This is a genomic window from Pseudidiomarina atlantica (assembly GCF_000753735.1).
In the GTDB taxonomy this organism is placed as follows: Bacteria; Pseudomonadota; Gammaproteobacteria; order Enterobacterales; family Alteromonadaceae; genus Pseudidiomarina; species Pseudidiomarina atlantica.
The window spans coordinates 333286-352400 of record NZ_JPIN01000001.1; the positions used below are offsets into that span (position 1 = coordinate 333286).

At 47.8% G+C, this 19115-nt stretch carries 14 protein-coding genes; 8 read left to right on the forward strand and 6 right to left on the reverse strand.

Annotated features, from left to right (window positions below):
* Positions 1 to 79: 79 nt before the first annotated feature.
* The 6 genes from ubiG to IDAT_RS01665 all read left to right on the forward strand — a co-directional run bounded on the left by ubiG (position 80) and on the right by IDAT_RS01665 (position 5956).
* Positions 80 to 790 (forward strand): bifunctional 2-polyprenyl-6-hydroxyphenol methylase/3-demethylubiquinol 3-O-methyltransferase UbiG, encoded by a 711-nt coding sequence (ubiG, locus tag IDAT_RS01640; RefSeq protein ID WP_034729633.1) that lies wholly within the window; start codon positions 80 to 82, stop codon positions 788 to 790.
* A gap of 11 nt (positions 791 to 801) precedes the next feature.
* Positions 802 to 1455, forward strand: coding sequence for a phosphoglycolate phosphatase (gene gph, locus IDAT_RS01645; protein ID WP_244441579.1), 654 nt, complete (start codon positions 802 to 804; stop codon positions 1453 to 1455).
* 370 nt (positions 1456 to 1825) lie between these two features.
* Entirely contained in the window at positions 1826 to 4165 is a 2340-nt protein-coding gene (nrdA, locus tag IDAT_RS01650; protein ID WP_034729639.1) for a class 1a ribonucleoside-diphosphate reductase subunit alpha, read from the forward strand.
* An 18-nt stretch (positions 4166 to 4183) separates the two neighbouring features.
* Positions 4184 to 5314, forward strand: coding sequence for a class Ia ribonucleoside-diphosphate reductase subunit beta (nrdB, locus tag IDAT_RS01655; RefSeq protein WP_034729642.1), 1131 nt, complete (start codon positions 4184 to 4186; stop codon positions 5312 to 5314).
* Between the two features lie 5 nt (positions 5315 to 5319).
* Complete coding sequence (yfaE, locus tag IDAT_RS01660) at positions 5320 to 5580, forward strand: class I ribonucleotide reductase maintenance protein YfaE (protein ID WP_034729645.1); 261 nt, start codon at positions 5320 to 5322, stop codon at positions 5578 to 5580.
* 109 nt (positions 5581 to 5689) lie between these two features.
* Positions 5690 to 5956 (forward strand): GrxA family glutaredoxin, encoded by a 267-nt coding sequence (locus IDAT_RS01665; protein ID WP_034729648.1) that lies wholly within the window; start codon positions 5690 to 5692, stop codon positions 5954 to 5956.
* Here IDAT_RS01665 and hrpA read toward each other — a convergent pair.
* The 4 genes from hrpA to IDAT_RS01685 form a co-directional block, all read right to left on the reverse strand.
* A complete protein-coding gene (gene hrpA, locus IDAT_RS01670) occupies positions 5936 to 9661 on the reverse strand; it encodes an ATP-dependent RNA helicase HrpA (protein ID WP_244441580.1) in 3726 nt (1241 codons plus the stop codon). The genes IDAT_RS01665 and hrpA overlap by 21 nt on opposite strands.
* Before the next feature lie 58 nt (positions 9662 to 9719).
* On the reverse strand, positions 9720 to 10142 hold the full coding sequence (locus IDAT_RS01675) for a CBS domain-containing protein (protein WP_034729653.1): 423 nt from the start codon (positions 10140 to 10142) through the stop codon (positions 9720 to 9722).
* Between the two features lie 41 nt (positions 10143 to 10183).
* On the reverse strand, positions 10184 to 11212 hold the full coding sequence (locus tag IDAT_RS01680; protein WP_034729656.1) for an isoaspartyl peptidase/L-asparaginase family protein: 1029 nt from the start codon (positions 11210 to 11212) through the stop codon (positions 10184 to 10186).
* Between the two features lie 88 nt (positions 11213 to 11300).
* Positions 11301 to 12218, reverse strand: coding sequence for a hypothetical protein (locus tag IDAT_RS01685; RefSeq protein WP_034729658.1), 918 nt, complete (start codon positions 12216 to 12218; stop codon positions 11301 to 11303).
* Positions 12219 to 12381: 163 nt separating this feature from the next.
* On the opposite strand from IDAT_RS01685, the gene sbcB reads away from it, so the two are divergent.
* The gene (gene sbcB, locus IDAT_RS01690; RefSeq protein WP_034729661.1) at positions 12382 to 13815 is read left to right on the forward strand and encodes an exodeoxyribonuclease I; all 1434 of its coding nucleotides are present in this window, start codon (positions 12382 to 12384) and stop codon (positions 13813 to 13815) included.
* A gap of 15 nt (positions 13816 to 13830) precedes the next feature.
* The gene (locus IDAT_RS01695) at positions 13831 to 15450 is read left to right on the forward strand and encodes a GMC family oxidoreductase (RefSeq protein ID WP_034729664.1); all 1620 of its coding nucleotides are present in this window, start codon (positions 13831 to 13833) and stop codon (positions 15448 to 15450) included.
* Positions 15451 to 15454: 4 nt separating this feature from the next.
* Here IDAT_RS01695 and IDAT_RS01700 read toward each other — a convergent pair whose 3' ends face one another.
* Positions 15455 to 17794, reverse strand: a complete 2340-nt coding sequence (locus IDAT_RS01700; protein WP_034729666.1) for an efflux RND transporter permease subunit — start codon at positions 17792 to 17794, stop codon at positions 15455 to 15457.
* Between the two features lie 7 nt (positions 17795 to 17801).
* The gene (locus tag IDAT_RS01705) at positions 17802 to 18947 is read right to left on the reverse strand and encodes a WD40/YVTN/BNR-like repeat-containing protein (RefSeq protein WP_051986499.1); all 1146 of its coding nucleotides are present in this window, start codon (positions 18945 to 18947) and stop codon (positions 17802 to 17804) included.
* Between the last annotated feature and the right edge of the window lie 168 nt (positions 18948 to 19115).

Genomic DNA, 19115 nt, shown 5'->3' on the forward strand with positions numbered 1-19115 from the left:
GCCGCTTTTACGCGGCTGCTTTTTTTATCAGCGCAGCTTGAGTACACTGTACCGAGTTTTTCCGCCGAGCAGAAGTACCATGCAGCAAACTAATAATGTAGATCCACAAGAAATCGAGAAATTTAGCGCCCTTGCCGCACGTTGGTGGGATCCAGAAGGCGAATTCAAACCCTTGCACCAGATCAATCCTCTGCGACTCGATTTTATTCAGCGCCAAACCGCTGGTGTGTTTGGTAAACAAACCTTAGATATCGGCTGTGGCGGTGGCCTGGTCACCGAAGAACTTGCCAAGGCTGGGGCTAAGGTTACTGGCATTGACCTTGCAGAGAAATCGCTGAAGGTCGCGCGGTTGCATGCGCTTGAGAGTGGTCTGAATATCGATTACCAATGCGTTGCTGCAGAAACCTTTGCCGAGCAACATGCGGGACAATTTGATCTAGTAACCTGCCTAGAAATGCTGGAACACGTGCCGGACCCTAAGAGCATCGTTCGCGCCGCTGCAAAATGTGTAAAGCCAGGCGGCACTTTGGTATTCTCTACACTCAATCGTAATTTCAAGTCATGGTTACTCGGGATTGTTGCCGCTGAGTATGTATTGCGCTGGGTGCCCAAAGGCACGCATGAACACGCGAAGTTCATTCAGCCCGCTGAACTTTTGCAAATGACCGATGCAGTCGGTGCCAAACCCCTAGCAATCACTGGTATTCACTATCTACCGTGGCGTGGATTTTACCTTGACCACACCAATGTCGATGTGAACTACATCGTTGCCTTGCGTATGCCAGCATGAGCAATACCCACATGAACCAAGTCAAAGCCGTATTGTTTGATCTCGATGGTACTCTACTAGACACCGCACCAGATATGGGCGCTGCACTGAATGCTGTGTTGCGCGAAGAAGGACGCCCTCCGGTTGGCCCAGAAGTCGCAAAGAGTTTTTCTTCGCACGGCTCTCGTGGTCTTCTGGAATACGCTTATGCGGCTGAGTTTCATGCCAGACGTGAAGAATTACGCGACAAGTTTTTACGCTACTACGCCGCTAACATTGCCGCTGATACACAACTCTATAACGGTATTTCGCAGCTGTTAGCGCAATTATCTGCCAATGGCATTGCCACCGCCATCGTCACCAACAAACCACAAGCGATGACCGAGCAGCTCATGCCCTATTTTCCTGAGTTGGCCGCTTTACCGGTGCGCGTCAGCGGTGATACCTTGGCCGTTGCTAAGCCACACCCCGATCCAATCTTATATGCCGCAGAGCAGTTGGCGATCGACCCGACGCACTGTTGGTACGTGGGTGATGCGGAGCGGGATATTCAGGCAGGCCGCGCGGCGGGTATGAAAACAGTGCTAGCGCGCTACGGTTATATAGCTGCACATGAGCAACCAGAACATTGGGGTGCAGACTATAGCATCGAGCATCCATTGCAACTGCTTGAATTATTACGTTAACACTACATCTAGTGCCTGCAATTTTACATTCGCACTAGATGTTGTGAGACTCCTTTGTTTACCTCTTAGATTTTTGCAGCATTAAATAGCTATTTTAAAGAGCAAAAAATTATTTAAAAAAAATTTGTACCGCTTGCTTTTTCTAAGTCGCTAGTGGGACAAGGCTTTTCGCTTTGTCGACCCTATTGAGTCGTTCAATTGCCACAAATTTTTCATCTCTTCGCGCTTGATCAACGTAGGATAAGTGCTAGCATACAAACAATCTTACCAACCCAAGATATTGTGTAGTTTTCGCGCAGAAAACCCTATCAATACCCATATCTTGTGGTGCCATATAAAAAACAAAACGATAAATGGATGGGTGCGCCGCATGAATCAAAAGCTCTTCGTAACGAAACGTAGTGGTGAACGTGAACCACTCGATCTCGACAAAATCCATCGTGTAATTAGCTGGGCCTCTGAAGGTTTAGATAACGTTTCAGTCTCGGAGGTTGAAATTCGCTCACGAATTCAATTCTACGATGGCATTAAGACTGAAGATATTCACGAAACCATCATCAAAGCTGCGGCAGATCTCATTTCAGAAGACGCGCCTGATTACCAGTATTTGGCTGCGCGCCTCGCTGTATTCCATCTGCGTAAACTCGCTTACGGCCAGTTTGAACCGCCTCATCTCTATGACCAAGTGAAAAGCATGGTTGCAGCAGGCCGTTACGACAAGCATTTACTTGATGATTACACTGCGGAAGAATTCGAAGAGATGAATAGCTTCATCGATCACGGTCGTGATTTAAACTTCTCATACGCTGCAGTCAAACAGCTTGAAGGCAAGTACTTGGTGCAAAACCGCGTCACCGGAGAAATCTTTGAAAGCGCGCAGTTTTTATATGTCCTCGTTGCCGCTTGTTTGTTTGCAAATTATCCGCGCGAAACGCGCATGAGCTACGTGAAGCGCTTCTATGATGCGACTTCATTGTTCAAGATCTCTCTGCCTACCCCGATTATGTCGGGCGTACGTACCCCTACTCGCCAGTTCAGTTCATGTGTTCTGATTGAAGCGGGTGATAGTCTTGACTCTATCAACGCGACCGCAAGCGCTATTGTTAAATATGTATCACAGCGCGCCGGTATTGGTATCAACGCAGGTCGTATCCGCGCCTTGGGCAGCCCGATTCGTGGCGGCGAAGCTTTCCATACCGGTTGTATTCCGTTTTACAAGTACTTTCAAACTGCCGTAAAAAGCTGTTCACAAGGCGGCGTCCGCGGCGGTGCAGCGACATTATTCTATCCGCTTTGGCATCTTGAAGTTGAAAGCCTGCTAGTGCTGAAAAATAACCGTGGTGTTGAAGAAAACCGCGTGCGTCACCTCGATTACGGCGTGCAATTTAACCGCTTGATGTATCAGCGCTTGGTTAAAGACGACTTTATTACCCTGTTCAGTCCATCCGATGTACCTGGGCTTTACGACGCGTTCTTTGCCGACCAAGCAGAATTCGAACGGTTGTATGTACAGTATGAGAACGACGACTCGATCCGTAAGAAACGGATCAAAGCTATCGAGCTGTTCAGCCTGTTCATGCAAGAACGCGCAAGTACTGGCCGGATTTATTTACAGAACGTCGACCACTGTAATACGCATAGTCCGTTTGATCCAAAGGTTGCACCGATTCGACAAAGTAACCTATGCCTAGAAATCGCATTACCAACTAAGCCTCTTGCGCACGTCAACGACGAAGAGGGGGAAATTGCACTCTGTACACTTTCCGCCTTCAACCTTGGCGCGATTGAGAAACTAGAGGATTTAGAAGAAATGGCAGACCTCGCCGTGCGGGCGCTCGATAGTCTACTGGACTACCAGGAATATCCTGTACCGGCGGCACGCAATGCCACCATGGGCCGTCGTACGCTGGGAATTGGTGTTATCAACTTCGCGTATTACCTTGCGAAAAACGGAGTTCGTTATTCTGATGGTTCAGCGAATGGTCTGGTGCACCGCACCTTCGAAGCCATTCAATATTACCTGATGAAAGCATCGATGCAGCTCGCCCGCGAATTGGGTGCGTGTCCGAAATTCAATGAAACTACGTATGCACAAGGCATTATGCCAACCGATACCTACAAAAAGGATTTGGATGCCGTCTGCAATGAGCCGTTGCACCTCGATTGGGATCAATTGCGTGCCGATATCAAAAAATATGGCATGCGCAATTCAACCTTGTCGGCGTTGATGCCTTCGGAAACATCCTCGCAGATATCAAATGCGACCAATGGTATTGAACCACCGCGCGGTCATATCAGTATAAAAGCATCGAAGGATGGCGTTACTAAACAAGTTGTCCCCGACTACGAACACCTCAAAGATGCTTACGAGTTGTTGTGGACCATTCCAAACAATAAAGGCTACTTAGAGTTGGTGGGAATCATGCAGAAGTTTGTGGACCAGACAATTTCTGCCAACACCAACTACGACCCGAGCAAATTTGAAGCCGGCAAAGTGCCAATGAAGCAGCTGCTACAAGACCTGCTCTATGCATACAAGCTAGGTGTAAAAACGTTGTATTACCACAACACGCGCGATGGCGCTTCTGACAACCAAGTCGACTTACGCGACAAAGTTGATGCCAAACAACGTGAACAAGAAAATCAGCAGGCAACTGTAGCAATCACAGAAGAAGACGACGATTGCGCCGGTGGTGCGTGTAAAATCTAAACTAAAGGCAAGAAAGCTATGAGTTATTCAACCTTTAACAAAAATCAGATTAATCCGTTGCACGAACCTATGTTCTTCGGCAATTCGGTCAACGTAGCACGTTACGATCAGCAAAAACATAATGTGTTTGAGAAGCTCATCGAGAAACAAATCAGCTTTTTCTGGCGCCCAGAGGAAGTTGATGTGAGTCGCGACCGCGTTGACTTCCAGAATCTGACCGATAGTGAAAAGCATATTTTCATTTCGAATTTGAAATATCAGACATTGCTTGATTCGGTGCAGGGTCGTAGTCCAAACATTGCCCTGCTCCCTATTGTTTCTATTCCTGAATTAGAAACTTGGATCGAAACTTGGTCATTCTTCGAAACCATCCACTCGCGCTCGTATACGCACATTTTGCGTAACCTGTTTACCGATCCGAGCCAAGTTTTCGAAGATATTGTCATCAATGAAGAGATACAAAAGCGCGCAATTGATATTTCACAATATTACGACGACCTGATCTTCTACACTCAGTTATGGCAAACCCATGGCGAAGGTGACGTTGAGATTGATGGTGAGACACATACAGTCACCATGCGTGAGTTGAAGAAGAAACTCTTCCTCTGCATTAACTCGGTCAACGCGCTAGAAGCCATTCGTTTCTATGTAAGTTTCGCCTGCACCTTTGCCTTCGCTGAGCGTGATTTAATGGAAGGTAATTCTAAGATTATTCGCTTGATTGCCCGTGATGAGAATTTGCACTTAGTTTCAACGCAAAACATTCTCAATCTTTGGCAATACGGCAAAGACGATCCAGAAATGAAGGAAATTGCCGAAGAACTACGCGAGGAAGCGCTGGCGATCTTCATGAAAGCGGTCGAACAAGAAAAGGAATGGGCACATTACCTGTTTCGCCACGGCTCAATGATCGGTCTAAACGAAGAAATCTTGTGCCAGTATGTTGAGTACATTGCCAACATGCGAATGGAAGCGATTGGGTTTGACGCCCCCTTCAAGCAACGTAGTAACCCACTGCCGTGGATGAACAAATATTTGGTCTCTGACAACGTGCAAGTGGCACCGCAAGAAGCTGAAATCAGTTCTTATCTGGTCGGTCAAATCGATAGTGCAGTAAGTGCTTCCGATTTAGGAGACTTTGAGCTGTAAGCGACATGAGCAAAACGTTCAAAGTAATCGTCAACGGTCAGCACACGCTGACCGTTGATCCATCTAAAGGCTCGTTGCTGGAGGCAATGGAAGCAGCTGGCATCGAAACTCGTTACCATTGTCGCGACGGCTTTTGCGGTGCCTGCCGAACACAAGTCACAAGCGGCGATGTCGATTATATTAATGAACCTCTCGCAATTGTGCGGCCCGGTGAGTGTCTTGCCTGCTGCTGCATCCCAGCATCCGATTTAGAGATAGACCATTAATCGATATTGTCGATTGCGACTATAGACTCAGATCATTAGCGCTGAAAGTCTTTTTCAGGCAAAATATTGAGCAATTATTCATTTCAAATACCTAGATGTGGGAGTCACTATGTTTACAGTTATTTTTGGCCGTCCTGGCTGTCCATTTTGTGTACGTGCCGAGCAAATCGCAGAAAAGCTCAGCAATGATCGCGATGATTTTGAATATCGCTACATCGACATGCACGCAGAAGGTATTACCAAAGCCGATCTAGAGAAAACAGTCGGCGCGCCTGTACTGACTGTGCCACAGATTTTTATTGATGAAAAACACATTGGCGGCTGCACTGAATTTGAAGCCTATGCCCGTGCGAACTTAGGCCTTTACGCTGCTTAAAGCTTGTTGGACCCGCTTTTCCGAAATGGGATAGCGGGTTCCTAATGTTTGAGCAAAGAAACTCACCCGCAATTCCTCTAGCATCCACCGTATCTCCGCAACTTCCTCAGTTAATGGCATATGCTTGGGCCACTTCGCGAGTAATTCTTGATACGCGCCTTGAAGTTTTTGCAAAGTAATGACATGCAAACGATCGCGATTGGGATCAACTGGCAGCTTCTCAAGACGCCGCTCAATGGCTTGGAGATAGCGCTCGATATCAGCTAGACGGCCACTGCCACTGACACTTACAAAACCCGGAAAAACTAAAGCATCTAACTGCTCTTTGATATCTGCGTGAGCTTGAATTTGATCGAGCGGTACGTTTTTTCCTTTCAACTTTTTGCGTATGCTCTGGGTTCGCACTAAACAGGGTTCAACTTGCTGCGCGATTGCGGTAACACGCTCGTTTAATTCGCCACGGGCATGCTCAACCAAAGTGCGGAAGCTTGCTTCGTCACGCACCTCTTGCTGGCGAATGAACTCATCGAGTGCCGCATGAATACAATCTTCGATCAGTGCATCGACTTTGCCCCACGGATTGTAATACATCGCCAACTTGGCTTTATTTGACAGGTGCTGCTGTAGGTAACGCACCGGTGATGGCAATTGTAACTGGAGCAGTTTACGCAGTGCCTGATGATGCGCCCTAGCCGCTTGTTCCGGTTGATCAAACAAACTTTCTTTAACGCCGTCGTCGCTCACTTCCAAAGCTGGATAAGCTTTCACTGCATAACCACGTTGCTTGCGTTCACGAATTTCAGGTAAACGACCAAATTGCCAGTCGGTCGCACTTTTTTGCTCTGGAGCTTGGGCCACCGCTTGTCTTAATGCGTGCTGAACACGTCCCTGCAACTGTTGTTGAAGCTGCTCAAGGTCACGCCCATCCGCAATTGGCTTTCCATGCTCGTCTTCAATCACAAAACGCATACGTAAGTGGTTAGGTAGCTGCGTGACATCCCAGGCTTCGGCTGGAACCGTAACACCTGACATTTTCCGCAACTTCTCAGTAAGCATCGTAAGCAAGGCTTTGGTTCCTACTTCATTCGCTGTGAGCGCTTGCAGAAACGCCTGCGCATAATTAGGTGCCGGCACAAAGTGACGTCGCCAGCTTTTCGGTAGCGACTTAATCCACGCCACCACCAGAGGTTCCCGCAGAGCCGGAACTTGCCAATCAAAGCCTTCTGCCGTGACCTGATTCACCAACGTAAGGGGTATGTGCACTGCCACACCATCTTGCGGGTCATTGGGCTCAAAGTGGTAGCTAAGCGGTAACCGCAGGTTGCCTTGCTGCCAAATATCGGGGTAATCCAACGCCGTGATATGATCAGCTTCTTGCGCCATCAAATCACCGCGCTCAAACATCAACAAATTGGGTTGCGTTTGTCGGGCTTTATGCCACCAACCGGCCAATAGCTGCTCGTTATAAATACCTGCCGGAATATGTTGATCGTAGGCTTGATAAAGCGCTTCGTCATCTATCAATAGATCACGCCGACGCGCTTTGTCTTCTAAATCACGAATCGCCGTGATTAATGCAGTATTGTGCTTGATAAAGGGCAACTGGCGTTTTAGTTGCGCGCCAACCAAACCTTCACGGATAAAAATTTCACGTGCCACGACAGGATCAACTGGACCGTACTGTACTCGACGGCGCGGAACTATTATCAAGCCATACAAGGTTACCTGCTCATCCGCTAACACCGAGCCTGACTTTTTACTGAAGTGCGGATCAAAATAGTTACGCTTCACCAAATGCTCTGCCGCTGGCTCAACCCACTCTGGTTCGATGCGCGCATTGACCCGCGCAAAGAGTCGGCTGGTTTCAACTAACTCTGCTGCCATGACCCACTTCGGTGGCTTTTTAAATAAACCTGAGCCGGGGAAAACGTAAAACTTGCGGTTGCGAGCACCAAGAAACTCATGCCCTTCTTGTTTATTACCTAAATGCGATAGCAATCCGGTCAATAGCGCGCGGTGAACGGCTTCGTAAGGTGCAGGTTCTTGGTTAATTCGGTAACCCAAAGTGCGGACGGTTTGCCGCAGCTGACTGTAGACATCTTGCCATTCACGAACCCTCAAAAAATGCAGAAACTCTGCTTTCAATTGCTTGCGAAATTGCGATTTCGAAAGCTCTTTTTGACGTTCTTGCAGGTAATCCCACAACTTTAAATAGGCGGCAAAATCAGAATCTTTATCGTGAAATCGTTGATGCAGCTCATCGGCTTTTTGTTGCGCTTGTTGCGGGCGTTCACGCGGATCTTGAATGCTCAAGGCGGCAGTGATGATCATCACCTCTTGCATGCAACCAAACTCATTGGCAGCCAGCACCATCCGCGCCAAGCGTGGATCGATCGGCAACTGCGCCAGCTGCCGACCCAGAGTGGTCAATTGCGGGCCATTGCTACCCTTACGTTTACGCTTAGTAGAAGCTGATTTAAGCGCATGCAATTCCTGCAATAAATTCATCCCGTCTTTGATAAAACGCTCGTCGGGACGATCAATAAACGGAAACTTACGAATATCACCTAACTTCGCAGCGGTCATTTGCAGGATGACAGCGGCTAAATTAGTGCGCAATATTTCTGGCTCGGTATACTCCGGGCGTTGCAAAAAATCTTCTTCGCTGTAAAGACGAATACAGATGCCCGGTGCGACTCGTCCACAGCGGCCCATGCGCTGATTAGCGCTGGCTTGTGATATCTTTTCTATGGGTAGCCGTTGAACTTTGGTGCGATAGCTATAGCGACTAATCCTTGCCGTACCTGGGTCAATGACATAACGGATGCCCGGAACGGTAAGTGAAGTTTCCGCCACGTTAGTGGCAATCACGATGCGGCGCTGCCCATGCACCTGAAATACACGATTTTGCTCCGCGGCTGACAACCGCGCAAATAGTGGAAGAAGCTCGGTATTGGGTAAGTCTAATTCGCCAATAGCCTCAGCAAAGTCACGAATTTCACGTTCACCAGAGGCGAAAATCAAGATATCCCCACTGGCTTCCTGATAGAGTTCTTGTACCGCATCGCACACACCCTGCACCGTATCACCACTATCATCGTCGGTCTCTAGCGGCCGATAACGCAACTCGACAGGATAGGTACGGCCACTGACCTCAATAATTGGAGCATCGTGAAAATGTTTAGCAAAACGCTCCGTTTCGATGGTGGCTGACGTAATGATCAGCTTCAGCTCAGGACGTTTCGGTAATAACGTTGCGAGTACACCAAGAAGAAAATCGATGTTAAGACTACGCTCGTGTGCCTCATCGATAATAAGCGCATCATATTGACGCAACATACGGTCGTTTTGTAACTCGGCGAGCAACATTCCATCAGTGACCAACTTGATCGCAGTAGATGGCGCTGTTTGATCTTGAAAGCGGACTTTATATCCTACTTTGTCGCCAAGCTGGGTATTTAACTCTTCGGCAATACGCTGCGCTACACTTCGAGCGGCCAGTCTGCGCGGCTGGGTGTGACCAATAAGCGTACCTTCAGTATGGCGGCCGTAACCCAGTTCCAGTAGCATTTTCGGTAACTGCGTGGTTTTCCCTGAACCCGTTTCACCAGCTACGATCACCACCTGATGTTGGCGAATCGCTTGCTGGATTTCTTGTTTGGCTTGAACGACCGGTAGGTCTTGAGGAAACTGAATGCTGTGCACGCGCAATCCTGCTTAACAACTTGAGAAGCGCTGATTTTAACAGTGTGGCGTCTGCTTGTTAACGACGACGGTAGGAATCTTGAAAATAACTATCGATCGCGCCTAACACATCTGTTCGTGAAATCACGCCAACGAGTTGTTTGGTATCCATGTCGATGACTGGATAAATCTTTGGCTTGCCGATTTCCATGCGTTGCGCAAGGTCCGCAATGGCTTCATCAGCGCCTACACACAACACTTCACCGCGATACATACAATCACTCACTGTGGCGGTTTGCTCCTTGTGATAGGTGTCTCGCAGCATTGCTGCGAGACAATCTTGCTCCGACAAAAAACCTATCACTTTGCGGTGTTCATCTAGTACAGGACCACCCCGTTGCTGAGTTTGCAACAAACGTTCAACCGCCGATTCAATGCTTTCATTCGGTGTGAACGCGACTGGATGACGACTCATAAAATCGCTAATCTTCATTCCTTGCATAGTGATTACCTCAGGTTTCAGCCAAGCTTTTATCAGTATAGTCAATCTCGATAAATGGCAACTTCTGCTTGTCCATCACCAACTTTACTCGCACGGTACATGCCTTCAGTGTTAAATGGCATGTGCACGTTACCATCCGCATCAACAATGATGACACCGCCAGTACCGCCTTGTGGTAGAAGGACGTCGTGGATCACAGTATCACCTGCGACTTGTATCGATTCACCAAGATATTTCACGCGACTACAAATATCTGCAGCAACGTGGTAACGGATAAAATATTCACCGTGCCCAGTAGCTGAAATGGCGCAACTTTCATTATCTGCCCAAGTGCCTGCGCCAATGATGGGTGAATCGCCGATACGACCATAACGCTTAGCAGTCATTCCACCGGTCGATGTCGCGGCCGCAAGGTTGCCGTGCTTGTCGACGGCAACAGCACCAACGGTACCGTATTTGAATTTTTCATCCAGTGCTAAATAGGCTTGCTTATCTGCTTCACCTAGTTGTTCACGCGCGCGCTGCAACTGTTGGTGACGATGTTCGGTATTAAAGTAGTCATTCGTAACCTGCTCTAAGCCCTGCTCTTGCGCAAATTGTTCCGCACCGGTACCGCTCAGCATTACATGTACCGACTTTTCCATAACTGCGCGTGCTAGCGCGATGGGACTTTTCACGGTCTTCACACCGGCGACAGCGCCAGCTTCACGGGTTTTACCGTCCATAATAGAAGCATCAAGCTCATGTTCACCATCAAAGGTGTAGACCGCACCGATACCGGCATTGAATAATGGCGATGCCTCCATAATCTGCACTGCAGCGATGACGGCATCCATACTTGAACCGCCATTCGCTAAGATTGCGTGGCCGGCATCAATCGCCTCAGTAAGCTTGGCGCGGTAGGCTTGTTCTTGCTCGGGGTTTAAATTAGCGCGGGTAATGGTTCCGGCACCACCATGAATGGCGATGGCAATAGGGTTGTCGTTGGCGGCGTGATCATCGAAGGCAAAACTCGCACTGCTGGTACAAAATGCGAGCAGTGCGAGTAATCTGGTAACAGAACGAGACATAGCAATATTCCTTGTTGTTTAAAACCATGTCTCAATCCTGCCATGCAAAGTTCCAACTGACCAGTCCGTTGATCGCAGAATATAAGCACTAGCCCCCAAAACTCGGATCAGGTAGCAGACGACAGTTGCGATCCATAAAGTAATAGCCGCCTTCACCGTTCGGGAAACGCCATGTTTCACAAATTTGAATGTAACGAATACCATTCGCCCACACCCAACCATTGGCTAAGTCGCCCACATGATACCAATTGCGGGTACCCGACATGCATTCTAGCCATGAATCGTCTTTGCCTTCACAGAACGAAGCATAAGCGGAATCATCGCTGGAAATAATGCCGTAGAGCGCTTTTGCTTTGTACTCAAGAAACTCTTCCATGATGTAACCTGCAACCAGCCCTTGTAGACTCAAATAACTTTGTACCTCAAAGCTCTCTAGGTCATTCATCATCTCGATGAAAAACCATTCATCACAGGCTTTTTTGGTTAGTTCACCATCGGCATAGCAACGGGCATGCACATCACAGGCCTCATAAAAAGGAAAATTAATTGAGTTAATCAGCCAAAACTCAGAAAAGGTTTCGGCATGACAACCATCACCTGTGATCCCTTCGGTGGGTTGCCCCAAAAAGTTGGTACTGGTAAACGTCAGCATACCAGCAATGACACTTTGAAATGCTTGATCAAGTTCTACCAGTTTTTCCTGCGCCTGGGCGGCAGAGGTCGGTAAGCTAACGTTGAACGCATACTTAACACGTTGGCCAGAACCCGACTTATCAAAGCCATAAACGACCTGAAAAGCTTTTACTTCAGTTCTCACCATGTTGAAAATGACATGTTTACCCGGCTCGAGTGTCAACGCGTAGTTCTGATACATCGTTGAACTATCGCATTGGTCGCAAAAGGAGATGGCGTAATCTCCGGCATCGTATTGTTGTGCTGTTGTCTTAGTACTTATCGTGCTGAGTACGATAAATAGTACTACCGCAAGTAAACGTAGGTGGTTCATGAGTCTTCCTTAGTTGTGCTTATTATCTGATGTAATATTACAGCTTTGATATTAAAGCGTTTTTACAGAATTAAAACAAACGTTTTCTAAACCTCGACCACCGCAGACGATTCGTATATCGTGGATACTAAGATTTTTATAAACAAGACACATAGATAACGACATGGCAGAAGCTACTTTTTATTGGCACGATTACGAGACTTGGGGCGCTCATCCGCAGGTTGATCGCCCCGCTCAATTTGCAGGTTTAAGAACAGATCTAGAATTGAATCCCATAGGTCGTCCACTGACAATTTTTAGTCAGCCAACTCCAGATTTTTTACCGCATCCGCAAGCGGTATTGATTACCGGCATTACGCCACAGCAGGCATTGCAACAAGGTATGCAAGAATGCGTATTTGCTGAAAAAATCGCCGAACAATTTAGTCAGCCGCATACCACTATTATTGGTTACAACAACCTTGCCTTTGACGACGAGGTGACGCGCCATTTATTCTACCGAAACTTTATTGACCCATATGCGCATACTTGGCAACAACAAAACTCACGCTGGGATTTAATTGATGTCGTGCGCGCCTGCTATGCGCTGCGCCCCGATGGCATTGTTTGGCCGGAAAATGACGCCGGAACAGTTAGTATGCGCCTAGAGCATCTCACGCAAGCTAATGGCATTGACCATGGCCAAGCTCATGATGCAACCGCAGATGTCTACGCTACCATTGCATTAGCGCGCTTGTTAAAAACGCAGCAGCCAAAGTTGTTTGACTACGCCTATTCAATTCGACAAAAACAGCGCTTACGCGACATGATTGACTTGGTTAATTTTAAACCTTTGGTGCATGTCGCCGGTTTTTATGGAGCTTTGCAAGGCTATCTATCCCTTATAATGCCTATCGGCTTTGCTGATGATAACCCAAATGCTTTGATTTATTGGAACCTACGCGAAGACCCCGCAGAGTTACAGGAACTCAGTGACGAAGAATTACAACAACGCCGTTTTGCCAAGCGCGATGAGCGTAACGCGAAGGGTTGGCCAGTATTTGGTGCACAACAACTTGCGCTCAATCGTTGCCCCTTTTTAGCACCAATGGCCGTCCTTACTGATGAGGTACAACAACGCTGGCAATTAGCCACCGAGCAAATGCTGCAACGGGCGCAATGGTTAGTTGAACATCCTGAATTACGTGAACGCCTGTGTTTAGCATTGCGCTATCAAAACGCTACCGATGGGCCACAAGATCCTGAATTACAGCTTTATAGCGGCGCGTTTTTCTCAGACCAAGATCGCTCCAACATGGCGATCATTCGGCAAACTCCACCGGATCAACTCGCGGGATTAGAACTCAATTTCGTCGATGAACGCTTACCTGAAATGCTCTTTCGCTATCGCGCCCGCAATTATCCGGCGACACTAAATGATGCAGAACTGCAACGTTGGCGCGCTTTCTGTCAACAGCGGTTGTTAGACCCACTGCCAAAAGCACTATCAGCAGAAGACTTTTTGTTTGAACTCGAACAAACCGCAAGCTTAGTTGGCGAGGATACCCACAAACAGCGCTTGCTAAAGGATTTATACCGTTACGCGCAGAGCCTTTGAGTAGGATAGTTGTCTATGATCAATCGAGAAACATTCGATTTTATTATTGTAGGTGCTGGTAGTGCCGGGTGTGTACTAGCAGAAAAACTAAGTCGTTGCGGTCGATACCAAGTCGCATTGTTAGAAGCTGGCGGCCACAATAATTCACCACTTATCAATATGCCCGGCGCCGTTGCCGGTCTGATGCATTTGCCTACCTATAACTGGATGTTACGAAGCCAAGATCCGGCGCCTTTACGCGCCGGCCGAGGTATGTATACGCCGCGTGGTAAAGGCCTTGGTGGTAGTAGCGCCATCAATGCAATGATATACACCCGTGGCGCGGCTTCTGATTATGATGGTTGGGCGCGCAATAGCACTGACGATTGGGCCTGGCATGCTATTCTGCAACGGTTTCGTGCGCTCGAAAATAATCAGCGCGGTGCGAATGATTTTCATGGTGCTGACGGTCCATTGTATGTCAGCGATATCGAACCCTATTACGAAGTTTCAAAGCAATTTATCACTGCTGGCGTGCAAGCGGGAATACCCCATAACGAAGATTTCAATGGTGCTGAACTCTACGGTGTCGGCGCGTTTCAATTTACTATTCACCAAGGCCAGCGCTGGAGTGTACGTCGAGCATTTTTACAGCCCGCACTTGACCGCCACAATTTGACCGTTTTCACGCATACCCAAGCGGCCAAGATTTTATTTAATGATCAACGAGCAACAGCTGTAAAAGCCTATCGTCGTGGTCGTGAACTTGAACTCACGGCGAATCATGAAATCATTTTAAGCGCCGGTTCATTTCACTCCGCCCAGTTGCTTCTGCTGTCAGGTGTTGGGCCACGTGAAGAATTGCAAAAGCATCATATCCAAGTTATCGCAGAACGTGATGAGGTGGGCGCCAATTTACAGGAGCATGTCGACGTCATGGTGCATTATCGCAATGCTCAAAAAGACAGCTTAAGTCTTAATCCTCGTGGCTTATGGCGCTTGAGTAAAGCAAGTTTCAGCTACCTGAAAGCTCGTGACGGGGCACTGGCCCATCCGCCAGCAGAGGTTGGCGGATTCTTACGTAGTAACGCTGATATCGACACGCCAGACTTGCAGTTGCATCTGGTCCCGACACGCTTTGACGACAGCGGATATGATTTACGCGGAGCCTTCAGCGATGGCTATGCCTGTCATGTCTGTATCTTGCGGCCACAAGCGACCGGACGTTTGTTTTTACAGTCCGCAAACCACCGTGACAGGCCGGGCTTTGTTTATGACTTTCTCAACAATAGCGATGATGAACAAAAAATCCTCTCTGGTGTAAAACAAGTACGCGAGATCATGAACCAGTCTGCGCTGCATCAGCATAATGGTGGTGAACTGCTACCTGGAGAAAGTGTCGATGACGATGAGTTACTGGCACGTATCCGGCAACACTGCGGTTTAATTTATCATCCTACATCCACTTGCCGTATGGGGAACGATAACGATGCTGTGGTCGATGCACGATTGCGAGTGAATGGTGTGCGAGGTTTGCGGGTGGTGGACGCATCCATCATGCCGAAAGTGATTAGCGGCAACACCAATGCGCCAACCATGGTCATTGCAGATCTCGGTGCCGACTTTATTCTTGCCGACACCGAAACTACAGTTTAATCGCTTAATGAATACGCTTACCAAAGCGCGCGAACAGGCGCGCTAAGGCTGGTATGAGAATCAACGCACCTAGCATATTCCAGATGAACATAAAGGTCAGCAAAATGCCCATATCCGCTTGGAACTTAATCGGTGAGAAGATCCACGTGGCAACGCCTATAGCCAGTGTCAAACCAGTAAAACCAACCGCTTTACCAGTATTGTCCAGCGCATACTTGTAGCACTCGTTCAGGTGCATACCACGCTCTAAACCTTCCTTCATCTTCGCGTAGATATAAATACCGTAGTCGACACCGATACCGACCCCAAGCGCGATAACTGGCAAGGTCGCGACTTTAACGCCGATACCAAGCATTGCCATCAAGCCTTGACTCATGATCGTCGTGAGCATCAACGGTAAGACAATACATGCAACCGTGCGCAAGCTACGGAAAGTGATGAAGACCAACACGATGACGACGCCATAAACCCACATCAGCATTTTGTACTGCGCGGATTCGATGACCGAGTTAGTAGCAGCTTCAATCCCTGAGTTACCACTTGCCATCAATAAATCGAGACCTTCTTGCTGATACTCTCTATTAAATTCTTCGACTGCTGCAACTACGGTTTTCAGCGTTTCCGCTTTGTGATCATTCAAGTACACAATGATCGGTGCCATAGAACAATCAGGATTAATTAACCCCGGCGGAGTACGACCTGTATTTGCATTAAGTACATATTGGTTGCGGTTGAGACTGAACCACTTGAGGTTGCCCTCGTTCAAGCCAAAGCCGCCCATTTTTGCCACATAAACCACTGATTTCACGTCTTGCACACCTGGCGTATTTTCCATGTGCCAGCTGAAGCGATCCATGATTTCTAAGTTATCATAAGCAATACATTGCGATGGCTCAGTTGCCGCCATCACGACAAAAATGTCGGTACTTGAACTGTAGTTATCGACAATGAATTGATTATCCAAGTTGTAGCGACTATCAGGACGTAACTCAGGTGCACCAGCGTCAAGGTCGCCGATTTTCATCTGTTGACCTTGCACAAGGCCCCAACTTAGCCCAATGACCCCGACAATAAGCGCACTATAAGCCCACTTGGGTTCTGAAAAACGCTCAAAGAAAGTCAGAATTGGATGACGTTCATTTTGAATCTTAGCGGTGTATTTACGACCCCGCTCAGACACACCGATGTACGACATCACAATAGGTAGCAAACCAAGATTTGTCAGTACAACGACGGCTACACCAATACTCGCTGCGATGGCGAGCTCCTGAATCACCGCGATGTCAATCACCATCAAGGTAGTGAAACCAATCGCATCAGAAATTAGTGCAGTCAATCCAGCGATATACAATGAGCGAAATGCCAGTCGCGAAGACATCAACTTGTCATGACCGTCCACCCGATTGTGCACCATCGCATTGATGATTTGTACACCATGGCTCACACCAATAGCGAATACCAGAAAGGGTACCAACATCGAATATGGGTTAATACCACTGCCAATCAATTTAATGATACCTAACTGCCAAACCACCGCGATGATTGAACATGCCAGCACCGCAAACGAACTACGCCAGCAGCGGCTGTACGCAAAGAGCATGACCAAGGTGATAACAATAGCAATCAAGAAGAACATGCCAACTTGAATGGCACCCTCGATCAAGTCACCGATGATTTTAGCGAAGCCTGTAATATGAATTTTGACATTTTCTGACTGGTATTTGTCGCGAATCCGCTCTTCTAACTGTTCTGAAAACGCTTGATAATCCAGTGGCTCGCCGGTGTCTGGATTGATTTCGTTAAGCGGTACATAGATAAGCGCCGACTTAAAATTGTTGGCGACGAGATTACCTACTTCGCCTGAACGTAAAACGTTTTCTCGCAATTTATCGAGAGCCTCTTGCGAAGCATCCCAGTTGTCGGGAATCACCGGTCCACCCACGAAGCCCTCTTCGGTTACTTCACTCCAGCGAACATTGGGGGTCCATAAACTTTTCAAGCCAGAACGGTCGACCCCCGGAATGAAAAATACTTCATCGGTGATCTTTTGTAATTGCTCTTGGAAGTCAGCAGTGAAAATAGTCTCGTCGGTGGTTTCCACGGCAATCCGTACCACGTTTCCTAGACTTGCCAAATCATCCTGATATTCAAAATAATTCTGAATAAATGGGTGATTGGTCGGGATCATTTTTGCCAGACTTGCTTCGGGTCGAACTTGACTCGCATGCCAGGCCAAAAAGACCGTCAACAAGGCAAAAATTACCAGCCACACTGGGCGCGTATTAAAAATCAAGCGCTCAAGGAAAACGCTTTTATCTGTAGTTGTTGTTTTTACGTCAGACATCGCGTCGTTATTCCTTTTCGCTTAACACACTGCTTGGCATGGTAAGTACACCACGTTGACCTACTAAGGTCAGACTACCATCCTCATCAACGATAAGATCGGTCAGTACAGCACCACTTGCATGGGTCTGTTCAATTAATTCACCTGCGGCATTAAGGTAGGCAACGACGCCCGCGTTGCCGGCAAAATATAATCCGTCATTAGGTGCATCGATCGCAGCGTTGATGTTCACCGCATCACTCAAGCTCAATTGGGTAAAATTATCACCCTTATCTTCGCTAACAAAAATATTGCCGCGTAAGCCAAATACCCACAGCCGCTGCTGTTGGTCAACGTGGGCGCCGAACAACGAGCCATAATAAGGAGATTCAAGCGTATCCCAATTGACTCCGTTGTCAGAGCTGCGGAATAGCAAACCGGCCTCACCCACCATAAATAAAGTGTCGTTGTCACTGACTATCGCGTTGAGGTGATACCCGTCAGGATTCTCGACAGCTGCATCACGCACCTGCCAAGTTTTGCCTGCATCAGACGATTGCAGCAAAGCACCATAAGCGCCGGTGACCCAGATAGTACCGTTTGTTGCAACGTGCACGTCTAAAAATGGCTTAGTTGGCCCCTCTTCCTTGGCGAAGGTGGCATTATCTAGGCGGAACAAAGCATCGTCTAATTGAAATTCTAGTTCTGAACGCAAATCATCATCGAGTTCATCATCTGCAAGCGATTCTTCAATATCCGCGACCAGAGATTCAAAGTAGGAAATTTGTAATTCAATATACTGGAAACCATCGAGTTGGCGGTGCCATGTATGACCGCCGTCAGTGGTATGCAAAATGACACCATGGTGACCCACAGCCCAACCGTTGGTGTCATCAGCGAAGTCGATACTGGTCAGAAATACGCTACTCGGGACATCAGCTTGTTGCCATTCATCGGCGCCCCGTTCGCGGGTCACGATGACTCCGTAATCACCCACAGCAATCACGCGGTCAGCGGTTTTATCGATTTCTGTTAGAACTGCGCGTGTCGCTTCTGGTGCAGGCATCGCTGCCGCGTAAATGACGTCATAGCCGTCAGACGGCGCGTCTTGTGCTGTTGCGACTGCGCTGAAAGCCAGCGCTATTGCAGTTGCACAGAACCTTGTTCTCGTCATGGAACCCTCATCTTGTTTCAGTGTCTTAGAATTGTGTTTTTTAATGTTGCAAAATTTTCTTAAGCCGTACATGCTATGGATAATTTAAGACAGGTCAAACCAGCTGATACCTTACCGCGAGATAGGGCTAAACGCTAGTAGGACTTGGGCATTTAATTTAGAATGTTT

Coding starts and splice junctions, on each gene's coding strand:
- IDAT_RS01665 (WP_034729648.1), top strand. CDS start 5,690: ATGTTTACAGTTATTTTTGGCCGTCCTGGCTGTCCATTTTGTGTACGT.
- IDAT_RS01685 (WP_034729658.1), bottom strand. CDS start 12,218: ATGAACCACCTACGTTTACTTGCGGTAGTACTATTTATCGTACTCAGC.
- IDAT_RS01705 (WP_051986499.1), bottom strand. CDS start 18,947: ATGACGAGAACAAGGTTCTGTGCAACTGCAATAGCGCTGGCTTTCAGC.
- IDAT_RS01680 (WP_034729656.1), bottom strand. CDS start 11,212: ATGTCTCGTTCTGTTACCAGATTACTCGCACTGCTCGCATTTTGTACC.
- sbcB (WP_034729661.1), top strand. CDS start 12,382: ATGGCAGAAGCTACTTTTTATTGGCACGATTACGAGACTTGGGGCGCT.
- yfaE (WP_034729645.1), top strand. CDS start 5,320: ATGAGCAAAACGTTCAAAGTAATCGTCAACGGTCAGCACACGCTGACC.
- ubiG (WP_034729633.1), top strand. CDS start 80: ATGCAGCAAACTAATAATGTAGATCCACAAGAAATCGAGAAATTTAGC.
- IDAT_RS01675 (WP_034729653.1), bottom strand. CDS start 10,142: ATGCAAGGAATGAAGATTAGCGATTTTATGAGTCGTCATCCAGTCGCG.
- nrdA (WP_034729639.1), top strand. CDS start 1,826: ATGAATCAAAAGCTCTTCGTAACGAAACGTAGTGGTGAACGTGAACCA.
- gph (WP_244441579.1), top strand. CDS start 802: ATGAACCAAGTCAAAGCCGTATTGTTTGATCTCGATGGTACTCTACTA.
- IDAT_RS01700 (WP_034729666.1), bottom strand. CDS start 17,794: ATGTCTGACGTAAAAACAACAACTACAGATAAAAGCGTTTTCCTTGAG.
- nrdB (WP_034729642.1), top strand. CDS start 4,184: ATGAGTTATTCAACCTTTAACAAAAATCAGATTAATCCGTTGCACGAA.
- IDAT_RS01695 (WP_034729664.1), top strand. CDS start 13,831: ATGATCAATCGAGAAACATTCGATTTTATTATTGTAGGTGCTGGTAGT.